Genomic DNA, 15,960 nt, shown 5'->3' on the forward strand with positions numbered 1-15,960 from the left:
CCCACGACAAAACTAGAAGAAAACCCCTATGAATCTACAGGAGACTCATGAGCAATCTACAAAATACCAGAAATTAATCAATCGTGAACAGCGAACCCGTCGTCCGCTTGAACAGCTTCCACCAGCCTGCCTTCGCCACATCTTCCCCTGCCTTGAGCTCATATTCCTTAATTACATTCGTCCCTTGATAAACTACCAGTTTGCCTATGATCTGATCAGCAGCTACAGGAGCTTTGAGGTTTGCCGGCAGTACCAGCTCATGGCGGATGCCTTCCTGTGTGACGCCTTTCTTCAGCAGGACGCTGTAGGTTTCCTCCGCGGTCAGCGGCAGCTCCGTTTTCACACCCTTCTCAATCTTTAGGGTGCCGATAGCGTCGCCTTTTTTGTGAATAGTGTGCATTTTATATTGGGAAAAGAGATAATCGAACATCCCCGACACTTCGCTGTTGCGCGTCTTAGTGTTCGGTTCGCCCAGCACGACTGCAACAGCACGCAGTCCGTCTCTGGCCGCAGTCGCAGACAGGCAGAACTTGGCTTCGGAGGTATAACCCGTTTTCAGTCCGTCGGCTCCTGTATAGAAACGGACCAGCTTGTTCGTATTCACCAGCCAGAACGGCTTGGCCGAATCCTTTCGCAGATAATCCTGGTAGGAGCCGGTATATTTGATGATCCGCTCATGCTTCAGCAGCTCCCGGCTGATTACGGCAATGTCATGCGCCGAAGAATAATGATTCTGCGCCGGCAGACCGTTGCAGTTGGCGAAATGGGTGTCCTTCAGTCCCAGCGCTTCAGCTTTGCTGTTCATCAGATCCACAAATGCAGTCTCGGAACCGGCGATTTTCTCCGCCATTGCCACCGAAGCATCGTTGCCTGAGGCCATTGCGATGCCCTTCAGCATCTCGTCCACTGTCATTTCTTCACCGGGCTCCAGAAAAATCTGCGAGCCGCCCATGGATGCCGCGTATTCACTGGTCCGTACCTTATCGGTCAATTGCAGTTTCCCTTCGTCAAGCGCCTCGACGGTGAGCAGCATTGTCATAATTTTCGTAATGCTTGCCGGAGGCAGCTTATCATGGCTGTTCTTCTCATAGATTACCGTGCCGGTGTCCGCATCCATCAGGATGGCGGAACGCGCACCCGGCGCAAGGTCAACGGCGGCAGTACTGCCGGTACCTTTGGCTTTTTCCTCCGCATACGCCCCTGAGGACGCTCCCAGAACCGATACAGCAATACACAGCACTAACATAACATAACGTATTCTTCTCACAATGGTTCCCCTCCTGAACATTAACCTTCAATTCATAGGTACTGTGTTCCAGTTTGGGCAGAAAGGGTGAAAATTATTCCATTTACCAGCAAAATGCTCTATAAAATAAAGGCCACCCGCATCCGGATGGCCTCATTATCTTGCTCTATGCAGTTAATACAAGTGGCAGGAAACCTGATGCCCTGATTCCAGCTCGCGCAGCACCGGTTCTTCAGTCCGGCATCTGTCCATTGCATGGGGACAGCGGGGATGGAAGGCACAGCCGCTTGGCGGAGTTTCCGGGTTCGGAACATCTCCGCTCAGGACAATGCGCTGCTGCTTCAGGGCCGGATTTGGCACCGGTACTGCGGACATCAGCGCTTGTGTATACGGATGGAGCGGCTTCGCGAATAACACCTTTGTAGGCGCAAGCTCAACGATCCGCCCCAGGTACATGACGGCCACACGGTCGCTGATAAATTTCACGACCGACAGGTCATGGGAGATGAACATATAGGTCAGTCCATATTGCTCCTGCAGATCCTGCATCAGATTCAGCACCTGGGCCTGGATCGATACATCCAATGCAGATACCGGCTCGTCGCAGACGATGAACTTGGGGTTCAGTGCCAGCGCCCGGGCGATTCCGATCCGCTGCCGCTGGCCTCCGGAGAATTCATGCGGAAAACGGTGCGCCTGATAAGGGGAGAGTCCGACAACCTCCATCAAGTGTTCGACCCGGCTCTTCAGTTCATTTCCTGCCGCCTGTTCATGTGTGCGCATGGGCTCCTCCAGGATACGCTGCACGGTCCAGCGCGGATCCAGCGAAGCATACGGGTCCTGGAACACCATCTGCATATCGGTGCGGAAGCGGCGCAGCTGCTCGGTACCCAGGCTGCGCACATCCGTGCCGTTGAAGAGGATCTCGCCCTCACTTGGTTCGATCAGGCGCAGGATGGCCCGCCCTGTAGTAGACTTGCCGCAGCCGGACTCTCCCACTACGGCTAGGGTCTCTCCTTGTTCTACCGATAACGTAATGCCGTCAACGGCTTTCACGGCACCTACTTGCTTGGAGAAGAACCCTTTGCGGATCGGATAATGTTTCTTAAGATTGCGGACTTCCAGAATTGTACTCATGATATTTCCTCCTGCTGCAGCAGACATCGGCAAGTGTGTCCCGGCTGAATCTCAAGCAGCTCCGGGCGTTCTTCATAGCAGCGCTGAACCACCATCGGGCAACGGGGAGCGAACCGGCAGCCTGACGGCAGGCTGGCCGGGTTCGGCACCTGACCCGGAATTGAGCTCAGACGGTCATTGTCTCCCGCGAGCTGAGGCAGCGATGCCAGCAGCCCTTGGGTATACGGATGCAGCGGATTATTATAGAGCGTCGCCACATCTGTTTCTTCCACAATCTGTCCTGCATACATAATGACCACTCTGTCGCACATCTCTGCAACCACCCCAAGATCATGGGTTATCATCAGAATGGACATGCCCTCGTTTTTCTGTAAATCGCGCATAAGGTCGAGAATCTGAGCCTGGATCGTGACGTCCAGTGCCGTTGTCGGCTCGTCTGCAATCAGCAGCTGAGGGTTACAGACCATCGCCATGGCGATCATCACGCGCTGGCGCATACCGCCGGAGAGCTGATGGGCATACTGCTCGGCAATCTTCTCTGGACGGGGAATGCCGACCTTTCGCAGCATCTCAACCGCACGCTCATTCGCTTCCTTCTTCCCCAGCTTGAGGTGAAAGCGGGCAGATTCGGAAATCTGCCGCCCGATCTTGAATACCGGATTGAGCGAGGTCATCGGCTCCTGAAAAATCATCGCAATCCGGTTGCCCCGGATATTGCGCACTTCCTTCGCCGGCATTTCCAGCATATTCTTGCCTTCAAAACGGATTTGCCCGGCGGCGATCCGGCTGATCCGCTTGGGCAGGAGCTGCATGATCGACAGCGAGGTTATGCTTTTGCCGCAGCCGGATTCACCGACAATGCCCAGCGTCTCACCTTTGCGCACTGACAGACTGATGCCGTCCACCGCGCGGACAGTGCCCGCAGCGCTTACGAATTCGGTGCATAATCCCGATACTTCCAGCAGTTCTGTCATCTTTTCCCCTCCGTTACGTTTATCTTTGCGTGTCTTCCTCCACACCCAGGTATTTAAGCGCAGTCAAGGCATAAACCTTGGCGCATTGAATGATCTGCCAGACTGGTGCTTTTTCATTGAAATTATGAATGGTGGACAGCTCGGCAGGTCCGTATTGCAGCACCGGAATGTTATGTGTCCGGAAATGGCGCGCATCGCTGGATGCCCATTGAAGCACACCGTAAGCCTCTTCTCCGCTCACTTCGCAAATGCTCTCAACGAGATCGCTGACGACCGGCTCCTCCGGGGAGGTCCAGTTCGCATTTCCCTGAAAGCCGAAGCCCTTGACCTCGGACTCAATGCCTGCCTCAAGCAGCAGGGAACGGGCACGGTCAAGCACATCGCGGTAATCAACGCCGAAAGGCACCCGCGAATCCACCTGAATGGTGCAGCGGTCGGCAACTACGTTGACCTTCGTACCGCCCTGAATGGTTCCGATATTCACGGTAACATGGTCGAACACCTGGTAGGCGACCGTACCGTACTCTTCGCGCTTCTTCACATAATCCTGGGAGATACGAATAATTTCTTTGACCTCCTCCGGAATATCCGGCTTGATATCCCATAGGCGCTGCAAGGCCTCAATACCTTTGGCCGCTTTGACGATTGCACTTTCACCAACCACTGGGGAGAGACTGCCATGTCCCGGCGTGCCTTCCACTGTGAATTCAAACCAGCAGCTGCCCTTCTGGCCGATCGTCGGATTCAGCGGGCCGGAGGGCTCAGCAATAACTGCTGCTGTCCCGGAAATCAGCCCGCGCTCCAGCACCCAGGGCACGCCCAGGTGGCCGCCCGTTTCTTCATCCGGCACGATAAGCAGGGACAGATCGCCTTTGAGCGGCACGCCCAGCTTCGACAGCAGGGCCACGGCATAGATCAGTCCGGCAAGACCCGCCTTCATATCGGATGCGCCTCTGCCAAGCATGTATCCGTCGACAATATCCCCGCAGAAGGGATCAAAATCCCAGCGGGACAGATCACCAGCCGGAACCACATCGGTATGTCCGCAGAAAATCAACTTTTTATCGGAAGGCTGTTCAGCTGCTGTTGTCAATGTGGATACGAGATTCAGCATCTTTTCAGTGGCCGGGTAAATGGTCGTGTTCACTCCCGCCTGCTTCAGATAATCGATAATAAAGGCGCTGATCTCACGCGAATCGCCCGGGGGATTCTCCGAAGGATAACGGATCAACTGTGAGCACAGCTCCAGCAGCTGATCCTGCCCTTCGTCGATTGCATTCAGCACTTCGCTTGTCCAGTCTGTCATTGGTAGTGGCCTCCCTATAGCTCCCATGAATTTGTGAAAAAAGAGGGACCGCAGCCTCATGGCCCGTCCGCTCTTTGTAAGTCGAATTTTATTCCTTCACCGACAATGGATAGAATCGGATGACCTCATCCGGGTAGAACGCATAGCCGCTGATCTTGTTGCTCATGCCAACGATGCGGTTGTATTCGTAAAGGTACGCCCATGGCGCTTCTGTTGTAATAATTTCCTGTGCCTGCTGGTACAGCTCATTGCGTTTGGCTTGATCCGTCTCCGTATTGGCTTGTTCCCACAGCTTGTCTACTTCGGCATTCTGATAGTTGTTGTAGTTGGAGGAACCTTTGCCATACATCAGGAAACCAAGATGATAGCCGGGATCATTGACAAAAGAAGTCCATTTAGAAATATAAGCGGTCAGGTTCTTTGTTTTCTGCTGTTCCAGGAACTGGGCGCGTGCCAGCTTGTTGATGTTCATAGTGACACCGATTTTGGCAAGCTCAGCCTGAATCAGTACGGCATCATCTTCCCAGTCGTCAAAACCGGAGCCCAGGGTGAAGTCAAATTTAAACCCGTTCTCATAACCGGCTTCCTTCAGCAATTCCTTCGCTTTATCCAGGTTATGCTCGTAGACGTAGCCTGCATCGGTGAAGCCCGGAGTGTTGCTGGCCACGGCGCTCTTCATCTGATTCGCCTGGCCGTACATGACGCCGCTCAGCAGTTCATCATAAGGAATGGCATAATTAATCGCCTGGCGGACCTTCTCGTTGTCAAAAGGCTTCACTTTACTGTTCATCGCAAAGTAGAGAATCCGGTTGCTCGCGTTGGAGGCAACGGTCAGGGCGGTGTTGCTCTTCAGGGAGGATACATCCTTAGGCGGAATCTCAATTGCCATGTCTACATCACCTTTATCCAGCAGCAGCACCCGGTTGGAGGCTTCCTTGGTGAACTTCAGGGTCACCTTGCCAAGTTTCGCAGCACCCTGCCAGTAGTCTTCGTTAGGTGTGAACACTGCTTCCGTAGCCGGGTCCCATTTCTCCAGCTTGAACGGGCCGGAGCCGGCGGCATGGGTCTTGAGATAATCGGCACCTTGTGCTTCCACCGTCTTCTGATCGACGATCGAGAAGGTGTACATGGCCAGTATTTGCAGGAAATTATGATTGGCATTAGTCAGGGTGATTTCAACTGTAGCATCATCTACGGCGGTTACGGTTTTAATCGCAGCCATCCCATAGAGAAAACTGCCGGAACTGGACTTGGCAACACGGTCAAAGGAATACACAACCGATGCTGCATCCACGGGATTGCCGCTCTGGAATTTCACTCCGGGCGTCAGCTTGAAGGTATAGACAGTATTGTCGCTCGAGGCTTCCCAGCTCTCGGCAAGCATGGGCTGAATATCTTCAGTGTTGGCGATATTTGCGCCATTTTCGCTCTTAATTCCGTAGGTAACCAACTGATCGTATGCGGCAAGTACCAGTGTATCGGAGGTCAGGTCATTCGCTTCCGCCGGGTCCAGTGTGGTGCCGCCCTCGGAATAAGCTACGGTCAGGAATGGTTTGGCAGCAGCCGTCTCTCCTGTGGTTCCCGATGCCGCTGGTGAGGCAGCCGGTGTTTGCGGATTGGCGCTGGTTGCACAACCAGCCAGCATAATTGAAAAAGCGATGAATGTGGACAGCAGCTTGACTCTTTTCATCAGTAATTCCTCCCTTTTCTATATCCTGCCTGCTAACAACATATTGCTGCTTGTGATCATGCTCCTTGAGGGGCTGGATCTGCTTCCGAGGGTCTCACCTGTCTGCAGCAGCCCTTCCGGCAGACACTAATCTATATTTATCGGGCAACCTGCGGATGTGCAGCGGGACTTCCCTGCCTGCACTCCGCTCTATTTGCCCGACCGCAACCGTGGATCAAGAACATCCCGTAATCCGTCGCCGAGCAGATTAAAGCCCAGAATCGAAGTGGCGATGGACAATCCAGGAAAAGTGACCAACCACCATTGACCGGAAATGATGTATTCCCTGCCCTCTGAGATCATCGCCCCCCACTCGGCAATCGGAGGTTTGACTCCAAGGCCGAGAAAGCTGAGACTTGATGCCGTCAGGATGGCGAAGCCCATTCCGAGGGTAGCCTGTACCATCAGCGGGGCCAGTGCATTGGGCAAAATGTGGCGGTATAGGATCACTGAATTTTTCACACCGATTGCCCGGCTGGCTTCAACATACTCCTTCTCGCGGAGGGAGACGGTCTGGCCGAACATCAGCCGCGCGAACTCCGGAATACCAACGATTCCTACAGCGATCATTGCACTGGTTAAGCCTGCCCCGATGGAAGCGGCAATTGCCATGGACAACACCAGTGAAGGGAAGGATAACAGGACATCCATCAAGCGCATTATGACCGTTCCGGTCTTTCCGCCGTAGTAAGCAGCAATTCCGCCCAGCGGTACGCCGATAAGAAAAGAAATCGCCACGGCGATCAGACCGGTCCAGATACTGATCCTTGCTCCGTACAGCACCCGGCTGAGAATATCCCGGCCGAAGTTGTCCGTTCCGAACCAGTGGCTTCCTGAAGGGGCCTGCAGTTTATTCGCCATATCTGTAATGTAAGGATCATGCGGAGCAATCCAGGGTGCAATGATGGCAATCACCGTCCAGATCAGAATAAAGATGAGGCCGATGGCAGCCAGACGGTTATGCAGAAGCAGCGTCAGTAATGTTTTGGGTTTCGGCGCAGCTGCGGGTTTGGCAGGGTTGCCCTGTGCTGAATGTGCTGCAGTGCTCAACAGAAATCTCCTCCTCTCCAAAAAGCTGTTTATTCATAGCGGATACGCGGATCAATCAGACCGTATATCAGATCTACTGCCAGGTTAATGCCGCAATAGAGAATCGCACTCACTAGGGTAAACGCCTGAATCGGCGCATAATCCGCGGCCAGTATGGAATCTGTGACATACCCGCCGATGCCCGGCCAGGAGAAGATCGTCTCAGTGATGACCGCACCGCCCATCAGATAGCCAAACTGCAGTCCTAGCACAGTAAGTGTAGGAATGAGGGCATTCACAAGTGCATGCTTATAAATTACGGCTGACTCCCGCAGACCTTTGGCCCGGGCGGTGCGCACGAAGTCCTGATCGACTACCTCCAGCATGCTCGAACGGGTCATGCGGGCTACAATGGCCATTGTGCCTGTGCTCAGGCAGATTGCCGGAAGCAGCAGGTGGGCCAGGCTGCTTTTCAAAGCGGCGGTATCACCCGAGAGAAGACTGTCCAGCACGTACAAACCCGTAATGTGGACCGGCGGATTCAGATCACCGCTGATTCGCCCCATCGGTGCCGGAGCCCAGCCAAGGATCGAATAAAAAATATAAATGAACATCAGACCGAGCCAGAAGATCGGCACGCAAGCGCCTATCAGCGAGAATACACGCGAAATATGGTCGAGGATGGATTCCTTGCGGGTCGCAGCAACAATTCCTACGGGAATCGCCACCAGAATCGCGATCAGTATGCTGGTCAAGGTCAGCTCAACGGTGGCCGGAAACCGTGAGGACAAATCACTGGCTACCGAATGCCCCGTATGATAGGCATAGCCGATATTCCCTTGAAACAGCTGCCCGATGTAGCTAAAGAACTGAACGTAAAGCGGCTTGTCCAGCCCCATGTCCTGGCGGATCTTGTTCACAATTTCCTCCGGGGCCTGTTCACCGGCCAGCATAATTGCGGGATCACCCGGCAGTACCCTGGACAGAATGAATGTGATGACGATGATACCAAGCAAGGCCGGAATCATCTGCGTAAGTCTTTTTAATGTGTAAGCAAACAATGAATCAACCCCCTTACGGCTTCTGTTGCAATCCAGGCGGTGAGCCCTTTCTTTGGCAGAACCTGCGGTTCCATGTCAGGTACTGTGCTGTTTCTTTATTCTCTTTAGTAGTTGAGCTAATTCTACATACAATTTCATGTCCACTCTACGTCCCGTTTAGCTAAAAAAAAGCACAACCGTTTGTCGGTTGTGCACTATTACCGCCTCTAAATGTCACTTTACCTAACATTAACTTCCGTAAAAATTCCAGCACGCCCTATTTTTCCTGCAGGTAATAGTAAATCAGGCACAAATGGCAGACAAATTGCTCACGCGGATCATTTAGATCGAACCCTGTAATATCACGGATCCGCTCCAGCCGGTACTTCACTGAATTGCGGTGTATGTAGAGACTGCTGGCCGTGTCAATCAGACTCCCCCGGTGCTCCAGATAATGATAAAATGTCAACAGCATGTTGCTGTCATGCTCCTGGTCATATCGCAGCAGCTTGCCCAGCTTGCGCTCGAACAACACCTCGAAGCCCTGCCCGCTTAACCCCTCCAGCAGATGGTAGACCTCCATCTCCTCGTATTGGGTGACTGCACCAGCCCCCTGGCCCAGACGTTTGGAGACCGACAGCGCTTTGCGCGCTTCATTATAGCTGGTGTGGATATTCCACAAATCCTCCGGGGTACCGATACCGGTCCGGTAGGCGCTAAGACCTTCGCTTTTGTCATGCAGCCAGCTTTCCAGCGTTGCCGCCCATGGTTCCTCCCCGCCTGCAGCTCCCGTAAATTTACGGCCTTCCGGTGTCGGCAAGAACAACACAGCCCGGCTTGAGCGGTATTCCACATGGGGAGTCACTCCGCGCTTGCGCGCTTCACGGTCCAGCAGCCGGTTCACGGTCTCCTCACTAGGAGCGGTCTCACCTTCAATGACGGCAACCTCCCATTTATGTTCAGGATTCATACCAAGCTGACGTGCCCGCCGCTCCACTTCATGCCTTGAAGGCAGCGGAGGCGTCAGCAGCTCGTCGATGAAATTGCCGCGCAAGCGAAACTCGGTATCCTCGGCTACCTTTCTCCGCATCAGCTCAAGGGCAAACACCAGCCTGGCCTGCTCGATCCCCACTTCCTCCATATCATCCAGCTTCTCCTTGTCTACCAGCAGCCTGGCCACCGTCCGCTTGTCCACATTAATGTTCCAGTTCAGCGGCGAAGTCTTCTGTGACCAGTCAAAATTGGAGGGTGAGGAAACTATAATACTGCGCTGCGTATCCACCAGTGCGACAGGCGCTTTTAGAAAGTCGGCCACATTATCGCTCACCGCCTGAATTCCGCTGTTCTCCAGCACCATCGTTGTGAGTGTGCGGTAGACCTCTTCTGCCCGGCGCAGCAGCATAGCCTGACGGCCCAGCAGCAGCTCCATCACCGGCTGGGTAATGTTCGTATAAGGGATTTCAGGCGGAATCTCGACGATCGGCAGCCCGCAGGCATTGCTCGCTTCAATCGCCGCTTGAGGAATTTCCTTCAGGAACCGGGCTGGTTTTATCGCCAGCGCAGCTGCCCCCAGCTTGTCCAGTGTGTATACCAGCTCAGTCAGCAGTGAAGGGTCATGACGGATCGAATAGGCCGTAGTGAGCAGCATGACGCCTTCACTAATCCAACCCTTCAGGTCGGGAACCTCCATAATATCTACAAAGCGGACAATCCGGTCCAGCCCCTGTCCACCGCTGACTACGGTGGCTGTGCCGAGTATCGGCAGCTGCAGCAGCTCTCTCAACGTAATTCCTCGTGTGTTCAATATTCCTTCCTCCCTCCGCTGTCTACAGTATTTCAAGTTTTCCTGAGATATGCCATAGTCTGGCGTTCCCGATAGTTTATCAGAATTCGCCTGCGAACCACAGGGCAAATATTTCAAATTGCAGATAACAACTACATCCTGCAGTAAAACTTTCTGGAGAAAATCGCTGAAGTAGAGACATCCCGCAAACTACATTGTAGCGGTGATTTACCCGGACACCAGCGCTGTTAGTTCGATCCCCCCAATTTCGGCAATCTGCGGACATCACAGTGGCTATTGCAATTGTATGAAATTGCCGGCAATTTGCCGTTTCTCCAAGGAATTACGCGACCGTGGTCCGCATGTAATGTGGAAACCAGATGCACTTTTACCTCTCATTCCGCCATGCAGCACGTTTACGGCGAAATCAGATGCACTTTTACCTCTCATACTGCCATGCAGCACACTTACGGCGAAATCAGATGTACTTTTACCTCTCATACTGTCATGCAGCACGTTTACGGCAATATCAAATGTACTTTTACTTCTCATACTGTCATGCAGCACGTTTGCGGCGAAACCAGATGCACTTTTACCTCTCATACTGCCATGCAGCACACTTACGGCGAAATCAGATGTACTTTTACTTCTCATACTGTCATGCAGCACGTTTACGGCAATATCAGATGCACTTTTACTTCTCATACTGTCATGCAGCACGTTTGCGGCGAAATCAGATGTACTTTTACATCTTATTCCACCATCTGTTCCACCACATTACGCGATCGAGACTCCGCTCCTGTGTTTCATCAAGCCTTCGAGTGATCCACAAAAAAACGTCCTCGCCGGACCGATAGTCCGGAAGAACGTTTCACTTGAGTGTGGATAGCTGTCTGCCCAGCAAATCAGCCGTAGACAAAGGCTTAGCGGCTGACAAGCCCGGGCAGAGAAGCAGCCGAAGCCGCTGCGGCACCCAGTGAGAGAATCGGGTCGAGCGCACGGATTCCAAGCTTCTCTTCCAGTTCAGCAGCCAAACCGATCGTTGCAAATCCGGTACAGGCCAGCACAATCGCTTCTGCTCCGCGCTCAACGAGCCTTGCCGCTCCGGCTAGGGCTCCGGCACGTCCCGCAGGCGTGTTCAGATCAAGCGTCGTTGTTACACCGTCGGGGCGATCCATTCCGAGATAGGCGTCCCCGAGGATGCTTCGAATGAAGAGGGGCACCTCAGTCAGGATCGTCAGAACGCCAACTCGGCTGCTGAAGGCCAGCGCCATATGCGCTGCGCAGGACCCGGCACCGAGTACAGGAATCCGTACTGCAGCCCTCGCTTCCAGCAGCGCCGGATCCGCCGCGCAGCTGATGCCGATCGCCGTACATCCGCTTGCTTCAAGCTCCCGTGCAAGTTCAATGATTTTCGGTACGGATTCCGCTTCCGTCAGGGCATCGTATACGCCTTGAGGCTGATCCTGAATGCAGCGGCTTATGACCGGCAGACCATAGCGGCGTTCTATCAGCTCGCCGTGCAGATGGATCGAGCCCTCTTCTTGAAGTGTTATTACACGTATGATTCCCAGCATCCGTATCCCTCCCTTTCAGGTTGCTTGTAACGACCGCTTAGGTGCTTGGCAAGACTAGAGCAATTCCCCGGCACGCATAATGATTTTGTTATCAATATACACATCCGGCTTCATCACTACGGCATCTATATGTACACCTGCCGCAACAATGCCGCCAAAGGTGTTATTGCTGCCAAAGGCTACATGAATGGTCCCGTAGACCTTCTCATCCTCAAGCACCACACCAGTAATTCTCGCCTTATTATTCGTGCCAATGCCGAACTCACCCAGGAGCCGGCCATCGCCTGCTCCCAGCATCCCCAGCAGCTTGTCTCCGCCTTCTCCTTCAGCTGCTGTAAGCCGGCCCTGCTCCACCGTCAGCACCATTGGACTGGCCAAGGCGCCAATACCGGCTATGGACCCGTCTACTTTAATCCGTCCTGCGGCAGTGCCTTCAAGCGGTGCTATATAAGCTTCGCCCGAAGGCAAATTCCCGGATTCCCCAGGATTCAGGTATAGTCCGGTACTCAGAACTCCGTCCCGCCCTTCTATGGAAAAGGAGAGGCTTAGCCCGTCCTTCTCCACACGTACCTCACGGCCTGCGGACAGAAGCAGGGCAACTTGTTCCGTCAACGACTTCACCTGTCCATAGTCTGCCGTAATGGCTCCATGGCTGAACATGTCGTCCGTCATACCCGGCATGGTAGCTACCCGTGTTCCCGCTGTAGCAGCCTGCTTGCGGGCCGCTGTATGTGTCATGGAGTGTTTCGTAATACACACCGCCACATCCGCTTTGGCCATCGCCTCCGCAATCGGAGCAGGCGGTTCTTCACCGGACTTGCTCCGTTCCTGCATGATCAGCAGCACCGACTCGGCTCCAAGTCTTTTGCCGGCCTCGTAGACGGATTCGGCAAGCTCCCGCTTGTCATCGTCCGCCACTACGGCCAGCAGTTCACCGCTGCTGAGTCCCAGGCAATCCTTCAGGACATTCATACTGATTATTATCCGCTCTTCACTCATATTCGTTCCTCCTGATTACACCATTTCCGCCATCAGTTTCCCTATGAGGGCATTTGACAGTACGGCTGGCACTCCTGCTGAGGCCGCCCATATTCTATGCTGCTCCACATAACCCATGCAGTCAAGCACAATCACATCCGCCTGGTCTTTCAGCCGGCTCGCTGCGGCGCGGAATTCCGCTTCAGTACCGGTATATGGGGAGACAGCAGCAAAAGGAAGGGTTGTCCCCGGCCCCGCAAATTTCTCAACCATATTCTCTTCCTGCTCAGGCAACGGGCCGATCAGCCCCAACCGGCGCTTGCCAATCATTGCCTGCACTACCGGTGGTATAATCCGGTCCGGCTCAAGCAAATGGGCACGATTCGTGTGCAGCTCAGGAAACACACCGGTGCAGAGCAGCAGAATCAGGCGGATTCCAGCAGCCTCCATGGCATCAATTTTTCCCTGCAGCACCGTCTTTATCCTTTCGCGGGAGATAATCGCCGCAGTACCATCCGCCATCCGGGTCGTCAGAACATATTCTCCTTCTTGCGGACTGTAGTATTCGCGAACCTGCGCCGGGGTGAATCCATCCAGTACCCCCGACTGCAGCAGCTCCGCACGGCCCTCCAAATATTTCTCTATAATCGGCGCCACATCGGATCTGGGGGACTGTCCAATCGTGATCAATCCAATTTTTTTCAATTTGCTTCCTCCTAGATATTCATGGAGTTTCACTTCAGTACAATCGCTATAAACCCGGGTTTAACGGGAGGTTACAGCCGGTTTGCCCAGTGTCTGCAATACACTCATCGTGCCGTACAATTCTGTAATGCGGTCAAATTCCGCTTCGTTATAGAACGAGCATGATCCCCCGGTCACTTCTTTGGCGGTTTCAATTGCAAAACGTACTGCGGAAGCAATATCAACCTCGTGGCTCGCCCCGGTGCCGCAGCCGGGAACCATGGACTGTGCAGTTATCGCCAGACCTACAACCGGAGCATTCGTTGCAACGGCAGGCTGAAGAATCGAGTTAATATGATAGAGACCGTTCCCGTAAGGCGTAATATCCTGGGTCGTCACCGGAAAAGTAACCGGAAACTGGCCAGTCGTCATTTCCAGAATACGCAGCAGGTCCTCGCTCACCCGCAGGATGTAGCCTTCCTTGACCGTTGGCGAAATTGCAATGCCTTTGTGGTTGACCACCCGGTTGCCTTTAGTGGTATCAATGGACAGAACCGCTTCCATTTCCGGCAGCACCTCATGTTCATTCATCTGCAGAATATCGACCGGGGAATCCATGAAATCCACCGGTTCATGCGGCAGCGTCGGAGCATCCGGGCAAATATGGGTCGTTACCAGCACATCTCCTTTGAGCACATCCCCTTGGGTCTGCATATGGGCCAATTTAAGTGCTGAAGCAATAGCAGCAACTGCGCCGTCCGCATCGGAGACAATCCCGATCCGGCTGGGACGGGCGCCGATTCCGCCAAGTCTGCCCACAATTCCGAAGGTCGGCGCCGTGCCGCCCGCCAGCTTTCCGTTGCTGCCCGGGATTGAGATTTTGACGAATTCCGTGCTGCCCTTTTCACCCTCAACCTTATGGACGTCTACCTTCACTGCCGGATAAGCTGCAAACAGCTGCCTGACCTGTTCACCGTTAGCATAAGCGCTGTCCAGTGTGTTCAATACCGTTATCGTTTGATGAAGTGCCATTATAATTCCTCCTCGGATGTGCTGACTCGCGGATTTGATAATCTGTAGAAACGCTAACGGCATTTCATGAAAAAGCAGCCAACCGCCGCCAGTCTGTACAAAACTTTTATTGTAAGGTTAGAGTTTATAGTATCTTAAATTCCAAAACGTCCACAATGTACCGCCCTGCCAAAACTGATGTGCTTTTCTTGTCCTTTGCAGATAAACCTTACGCAGCACGTACAGTCTTCAGTCGTTATTCCAATTCTCGCCTCATAAATAAGGATCAAATAAAGGAAACTTGTATCTTTCAGGCGAATTTCTTAGCTAAGCTACTAACAATGAACTGAATCGGAGGAGCCACCATGAAGCTTGAATATCTGCAGCATAAGCTCGGCGCTGAAGCTGAGACCGAAAGATTCTCTGGAGCAGTTTTGGTCAACAAACAGAGCCACACCCTGGCCGCTTCTTACGGCAGTGCCAACATTTCAGAGGAGCGGCTAAATCTTCCGGACACCCGCTTTGGCATCGCCTCCGGCTGCAAGCTGTTTACGGCGATTGCTGTCTGCCAGTTGGTGGAACAGGGGGAGCTTGCTTTCAGCAGCAAGGTGCTGGATGTGCTGAATGGAAAAGAGTTTGCCCGGTTCAGCCATGACATGACCGTTCATCACCTGCTGACGCATAGCTCGGGTATTGCGGATTACTTTGATGAAGAAATCATGGATGATTACGCGGCGTTGTGGCTGAACCAGCCCATGTACCTGCTGCGCAAGCTCCAGGATTTCGTGCCGATGTTCTCGCAGCATCCGATGAAATTCACACCGGGAGAAAGATTTCACTACAACAATGCCGGATACATCATGCTTGGCCTGCTGGTTGAGAAGATTAGCGGGATGCCCTTTACGGATTACGTGGAGCAGCATATTTTTTCGCCTTGCGGAATGAAGCATTCCGGGTATTTCGCACTAGATGCGCTTCCAGCCAATACCGCCGTGGGATATATCGAAGAAGCGGATGGAAACTGGGTCACCAACATCTATTCCATTCCCGTAAAAGGAGGCGCTGACGGCGGCGCTTTCGTCACCGCGCCGGATATGCAGCGGCTATGGCAGGGACTGCTTGATCATACGCTGCTAAATCCGGAGCTGACGGCCCTGCTGCTTACTCCGCATATTCATGATGACAATGAGGAGTACTACGGTTACGGAGTATGGATCACCAAGCGAAACGGCGAAGCACTGAAATACCATCTGATGGGGTATGATCCCGGGGTGTCCTTCCACTCCGCCTTCTATCCTGCAAGCGGAGCAACCGTTGTTGTCCTGTGTAACAAAAGCCGGGGAGCCTACCCTATCCTGAAGGTGGTAGAGGAATGGCTGCTGCAGTAATTCTTCATGGCCAGGCGCAAGTTTGATGATATTTAACGTCAAACTCCCGGAGGGTCTAGATTACATCAAATTGCAAAA

14 protein-coding genes are annotated in these 15,960 nt (G+C 53.4%); 1 reads left to right on the forward strand and 13 read right to left on the reverse strand.

From position 1 onward, the window contains the following. Positions 1–73: 73 nt before the first annotated feature. The 13 genes from NST99_RS23110 to NST99_RS23170 all read right to left on the reverse strand — a co-directional run bounded on the left by NST99_RS23110 (position 74) and on the right by NST99_RS23170 (position 14,515). Complete coding sequence (locus tag NST99_RS23110; RefSeq protein ID WP_445744983.1) at positions 74–1,288, reverse strand: D-alanyl-D-alanine carboxypeptidase family protein; 1,215 nt, start codon at positions 1,286–1,288, stop codon at positions 74–76. 132 nt (positions 1,289–1,420) lie between these two features. Continuing rightward, a complete protein-coding gene (locus tag NST99_RS23115; RefSeq protein ID WP_341094679.1) occupies positions 1,421–2,383 on the reverse strand; it encodes an ABC transporter ATP-binding protein in 963 nt (320 codons plus the stop codon). Beyond that, a complete protein-coding gene (locus NST99_RS23120) occupies positions 2,380–3,357 on the reverse strand; it encodes an ABC transporter ATP-binding protein (protein WP_341094681.1) in 978 nt (325 codons plus the stop codon). The genes NST99_RS23115 and NST99_RS23120 overlap by 4 nt, the downstream gene beginning before the upstream one ends. 19 nt (positions 3,358–3,376) lie before the next feature. Beyond that, positions 3,377–4,663 (reverse strand): M20 family metallopeptidase, encoded by a 1,287-nt coding sequence (locus tag NST99_RS23125; RefSeq protein WP_341094682.1) that lies wholly within the window; start codon positions 4,661–4,663, stop codon positions 3,377–3,379. 88 nt (positions 4,664–4,751) lie between these two features. Further along, positions 4,752–6,353, reverse strand: coding sequence for an ABC transporter substrate-binding protein (locus NST99_RS23130; RefSeq protein ID WP_341094686.1), 1,602 nt, complete (start codon positions 6,351–6,353; stop codon positions 4,752–4,754). 189 nt (positions 6,354–6,542) lie between these two features. After that, positions 6,543–7,442, reverse strand: coding sequence for an ABC transporter permease (locus tag NST99_RS23135; RefSeq protein WP_076108936.1), 900 nt, complete (start codon positions 7,440–7,442; stop codon positions 6,543–6,545). Positions 7,443–7,471: 29 nt separating this feature from the next. Further along, positions 7,472–8,482, reverse strand: coding sequence for an ABC transporter permease (locus NST99_RS23140; RefSeq protein WP_341094689.1), 1,011 nt, complete (start codon positions 8,480–8,482; stop codon positions 7,472–7,474). Between the two features lie 256 nt (positions 8,483–8,738). Further along, positions 8,739–10,265 (reverse strand): PucR family transcriptional regulator, encoded by a 1,527-nt coding sequence (locus NST99_RS23145; protein ID WP_341094691.1) that lies wholly within the window; start codon positions 10,263–10,265, stop codon positions 8,739–8,741. Positions 10,266–10,538: 273 nt separating this feature from the next. Beyond that, on the reverse strand, positions 10,539–10,949 hold the full coding sequence (locus NST99_RS23150) for a hypothetical protein (RefSeq protein ID WP_341094693.1): 411 nt from the start codon (positions 10,947–10,949) through the stop codon (positions 10,539–10,541). 218 nt (positions 10,950–11,167) lie between these two features. Next, a complete protein-coding gene (locus tag NST99_RS23155) occupies positions 11,168–11,821 on the reverse strand; it encodes an aspartate/glutamate racemase family protein (protein ID WP_341094695.1) in 654 nt (217 codons plus the stop codon). Between the two features lie 54 nt (positions 11,822–11,875). Further along, positions 11,876–12,820: an aminopeptidase gene (locus tag NST99_RS23160; RefSeq protein ID WP_341094696.1), complete on the reverse strand. Its 945-nt coding sequence runs from the start codon at positions 12,818–12,820 to the stop codon at positions 11,876–11,878. 15 nt (positions 12,821–12,835) lie between these two features. Next, on the reverse strand, positions 12,836–13,504 hold the full coding sequence (locus NST99_RS23165) for an AroM family protein (RefSeq protein WP_341094699.1): 669 nt from the start codon (positions 13,502–13,504) through the stop codon (positions 12,836–12,838). 60 nt (positions 13,505–13,564) lie between these two features. Then, entirely contained in the window at positions 13,565–14,515 is a 951-nt protein-coding gene (locus NST99_RS23170; protein ID WP_340897330.1) for a DUF1177 domain-containing protein, read from the reverse strand. A gap of 344 nt (positions 14,516–14,859) precedes the next feature. Between NST99_RS23170 and NST99_RS23175 the strand changes: the two genes are divergently transcribed. Then, positions 14,860–15,882, forward strand: a complete 1,023-nt coding sequence (locus tag NST99_RS23175) for a serine hydrolase domain-containing protein (protein WP_341094701.1) — start codon at positions 14,860–14,862, stop codon at positions 15,880–15,882. Positions 15,883–15,960 lie beyond the last annotated feature (78 nt).

It is taken from the genome of Paenibacillus sp. FSL L8-0470, from assembly GCF_038008625.1.
Lineage (GTDB): Bacteria > Bacillota > Bacilli > Paenibacillales > Paenibacillaceae > Paenibacillus_AQ.

Bases quoted from the DNA above. Each gene is read 5' to 3' on its own strand.
- NST99_RS23110 (WP_445744983.1), bottom strand. From the start codon at position 1,288: ATGTTCAGGAGGGGAACCATTGTGAGAAGAATACGTTATGTTATGTTA.
- NST99_RS23115 (WP_341094679.1), bottom strand. From the start codon at position 2,383: ATGAGTACAATTCTGGAAGTCCGCAATCTTAAGAAACATTATCCGATC.
- NST99_RS23120 (WP_341094681.1), bottom strand. From the start codon at position 3,357: ATGACAGAACTGCTGGAAGTATCGGGATTATGCACCGAATTCGTAAGC.
- NST99_RS23125 (WP_341094682.1), bottom strand. From the start codon at position 4,663: ATGACAGACTGGACAAGCGAAGTGCTGAATGCAATCGACGAAGGGCAG.
- NST99_RS23130 (WP_341094686.1), bottom strand. From the start codon at position 6,353: ATGAAAAGAGTCAAGCTGCTGTCCACATTCATCGCTTTTTCAATTATG.
- NST99_RS23150 (WP_341094693.1), bottom strand. From the start codon at position 10,949: ATGAGAAGTAAAAGTGCATCTGATATTGCCGTAAACGTGCTGCATGAC.
- NST99_RS23155 (WP_341094695.1), bottom strand. From the start codon at position 11,821: ATGCTGGGAATCATACGTGTAATAACACTTCAAGAAGAGGGCTCGATC.
- NST99_RS23160 (WP_341094696.1), bottom strand. From the start codon at position 12,820: ATGAGTGAAGAGCGGATAATAATCAGTATGAATGTCCTGAAGGATTGC.
- NST99_RS23170 (WP_340897330.1), bottom strand. From the start codon at position 14,515: ATGGCACTTCATCAAACGATAACGGTATTGAACACACTGGACAGCGCT.
- NST99_RS23175 (WP_341094701.1), top strand. From the start codon at position 14,860: ATGAAGCTTGAATATCTGCAGCATAAGCTCGGCGCTGAAGCTGAGACC.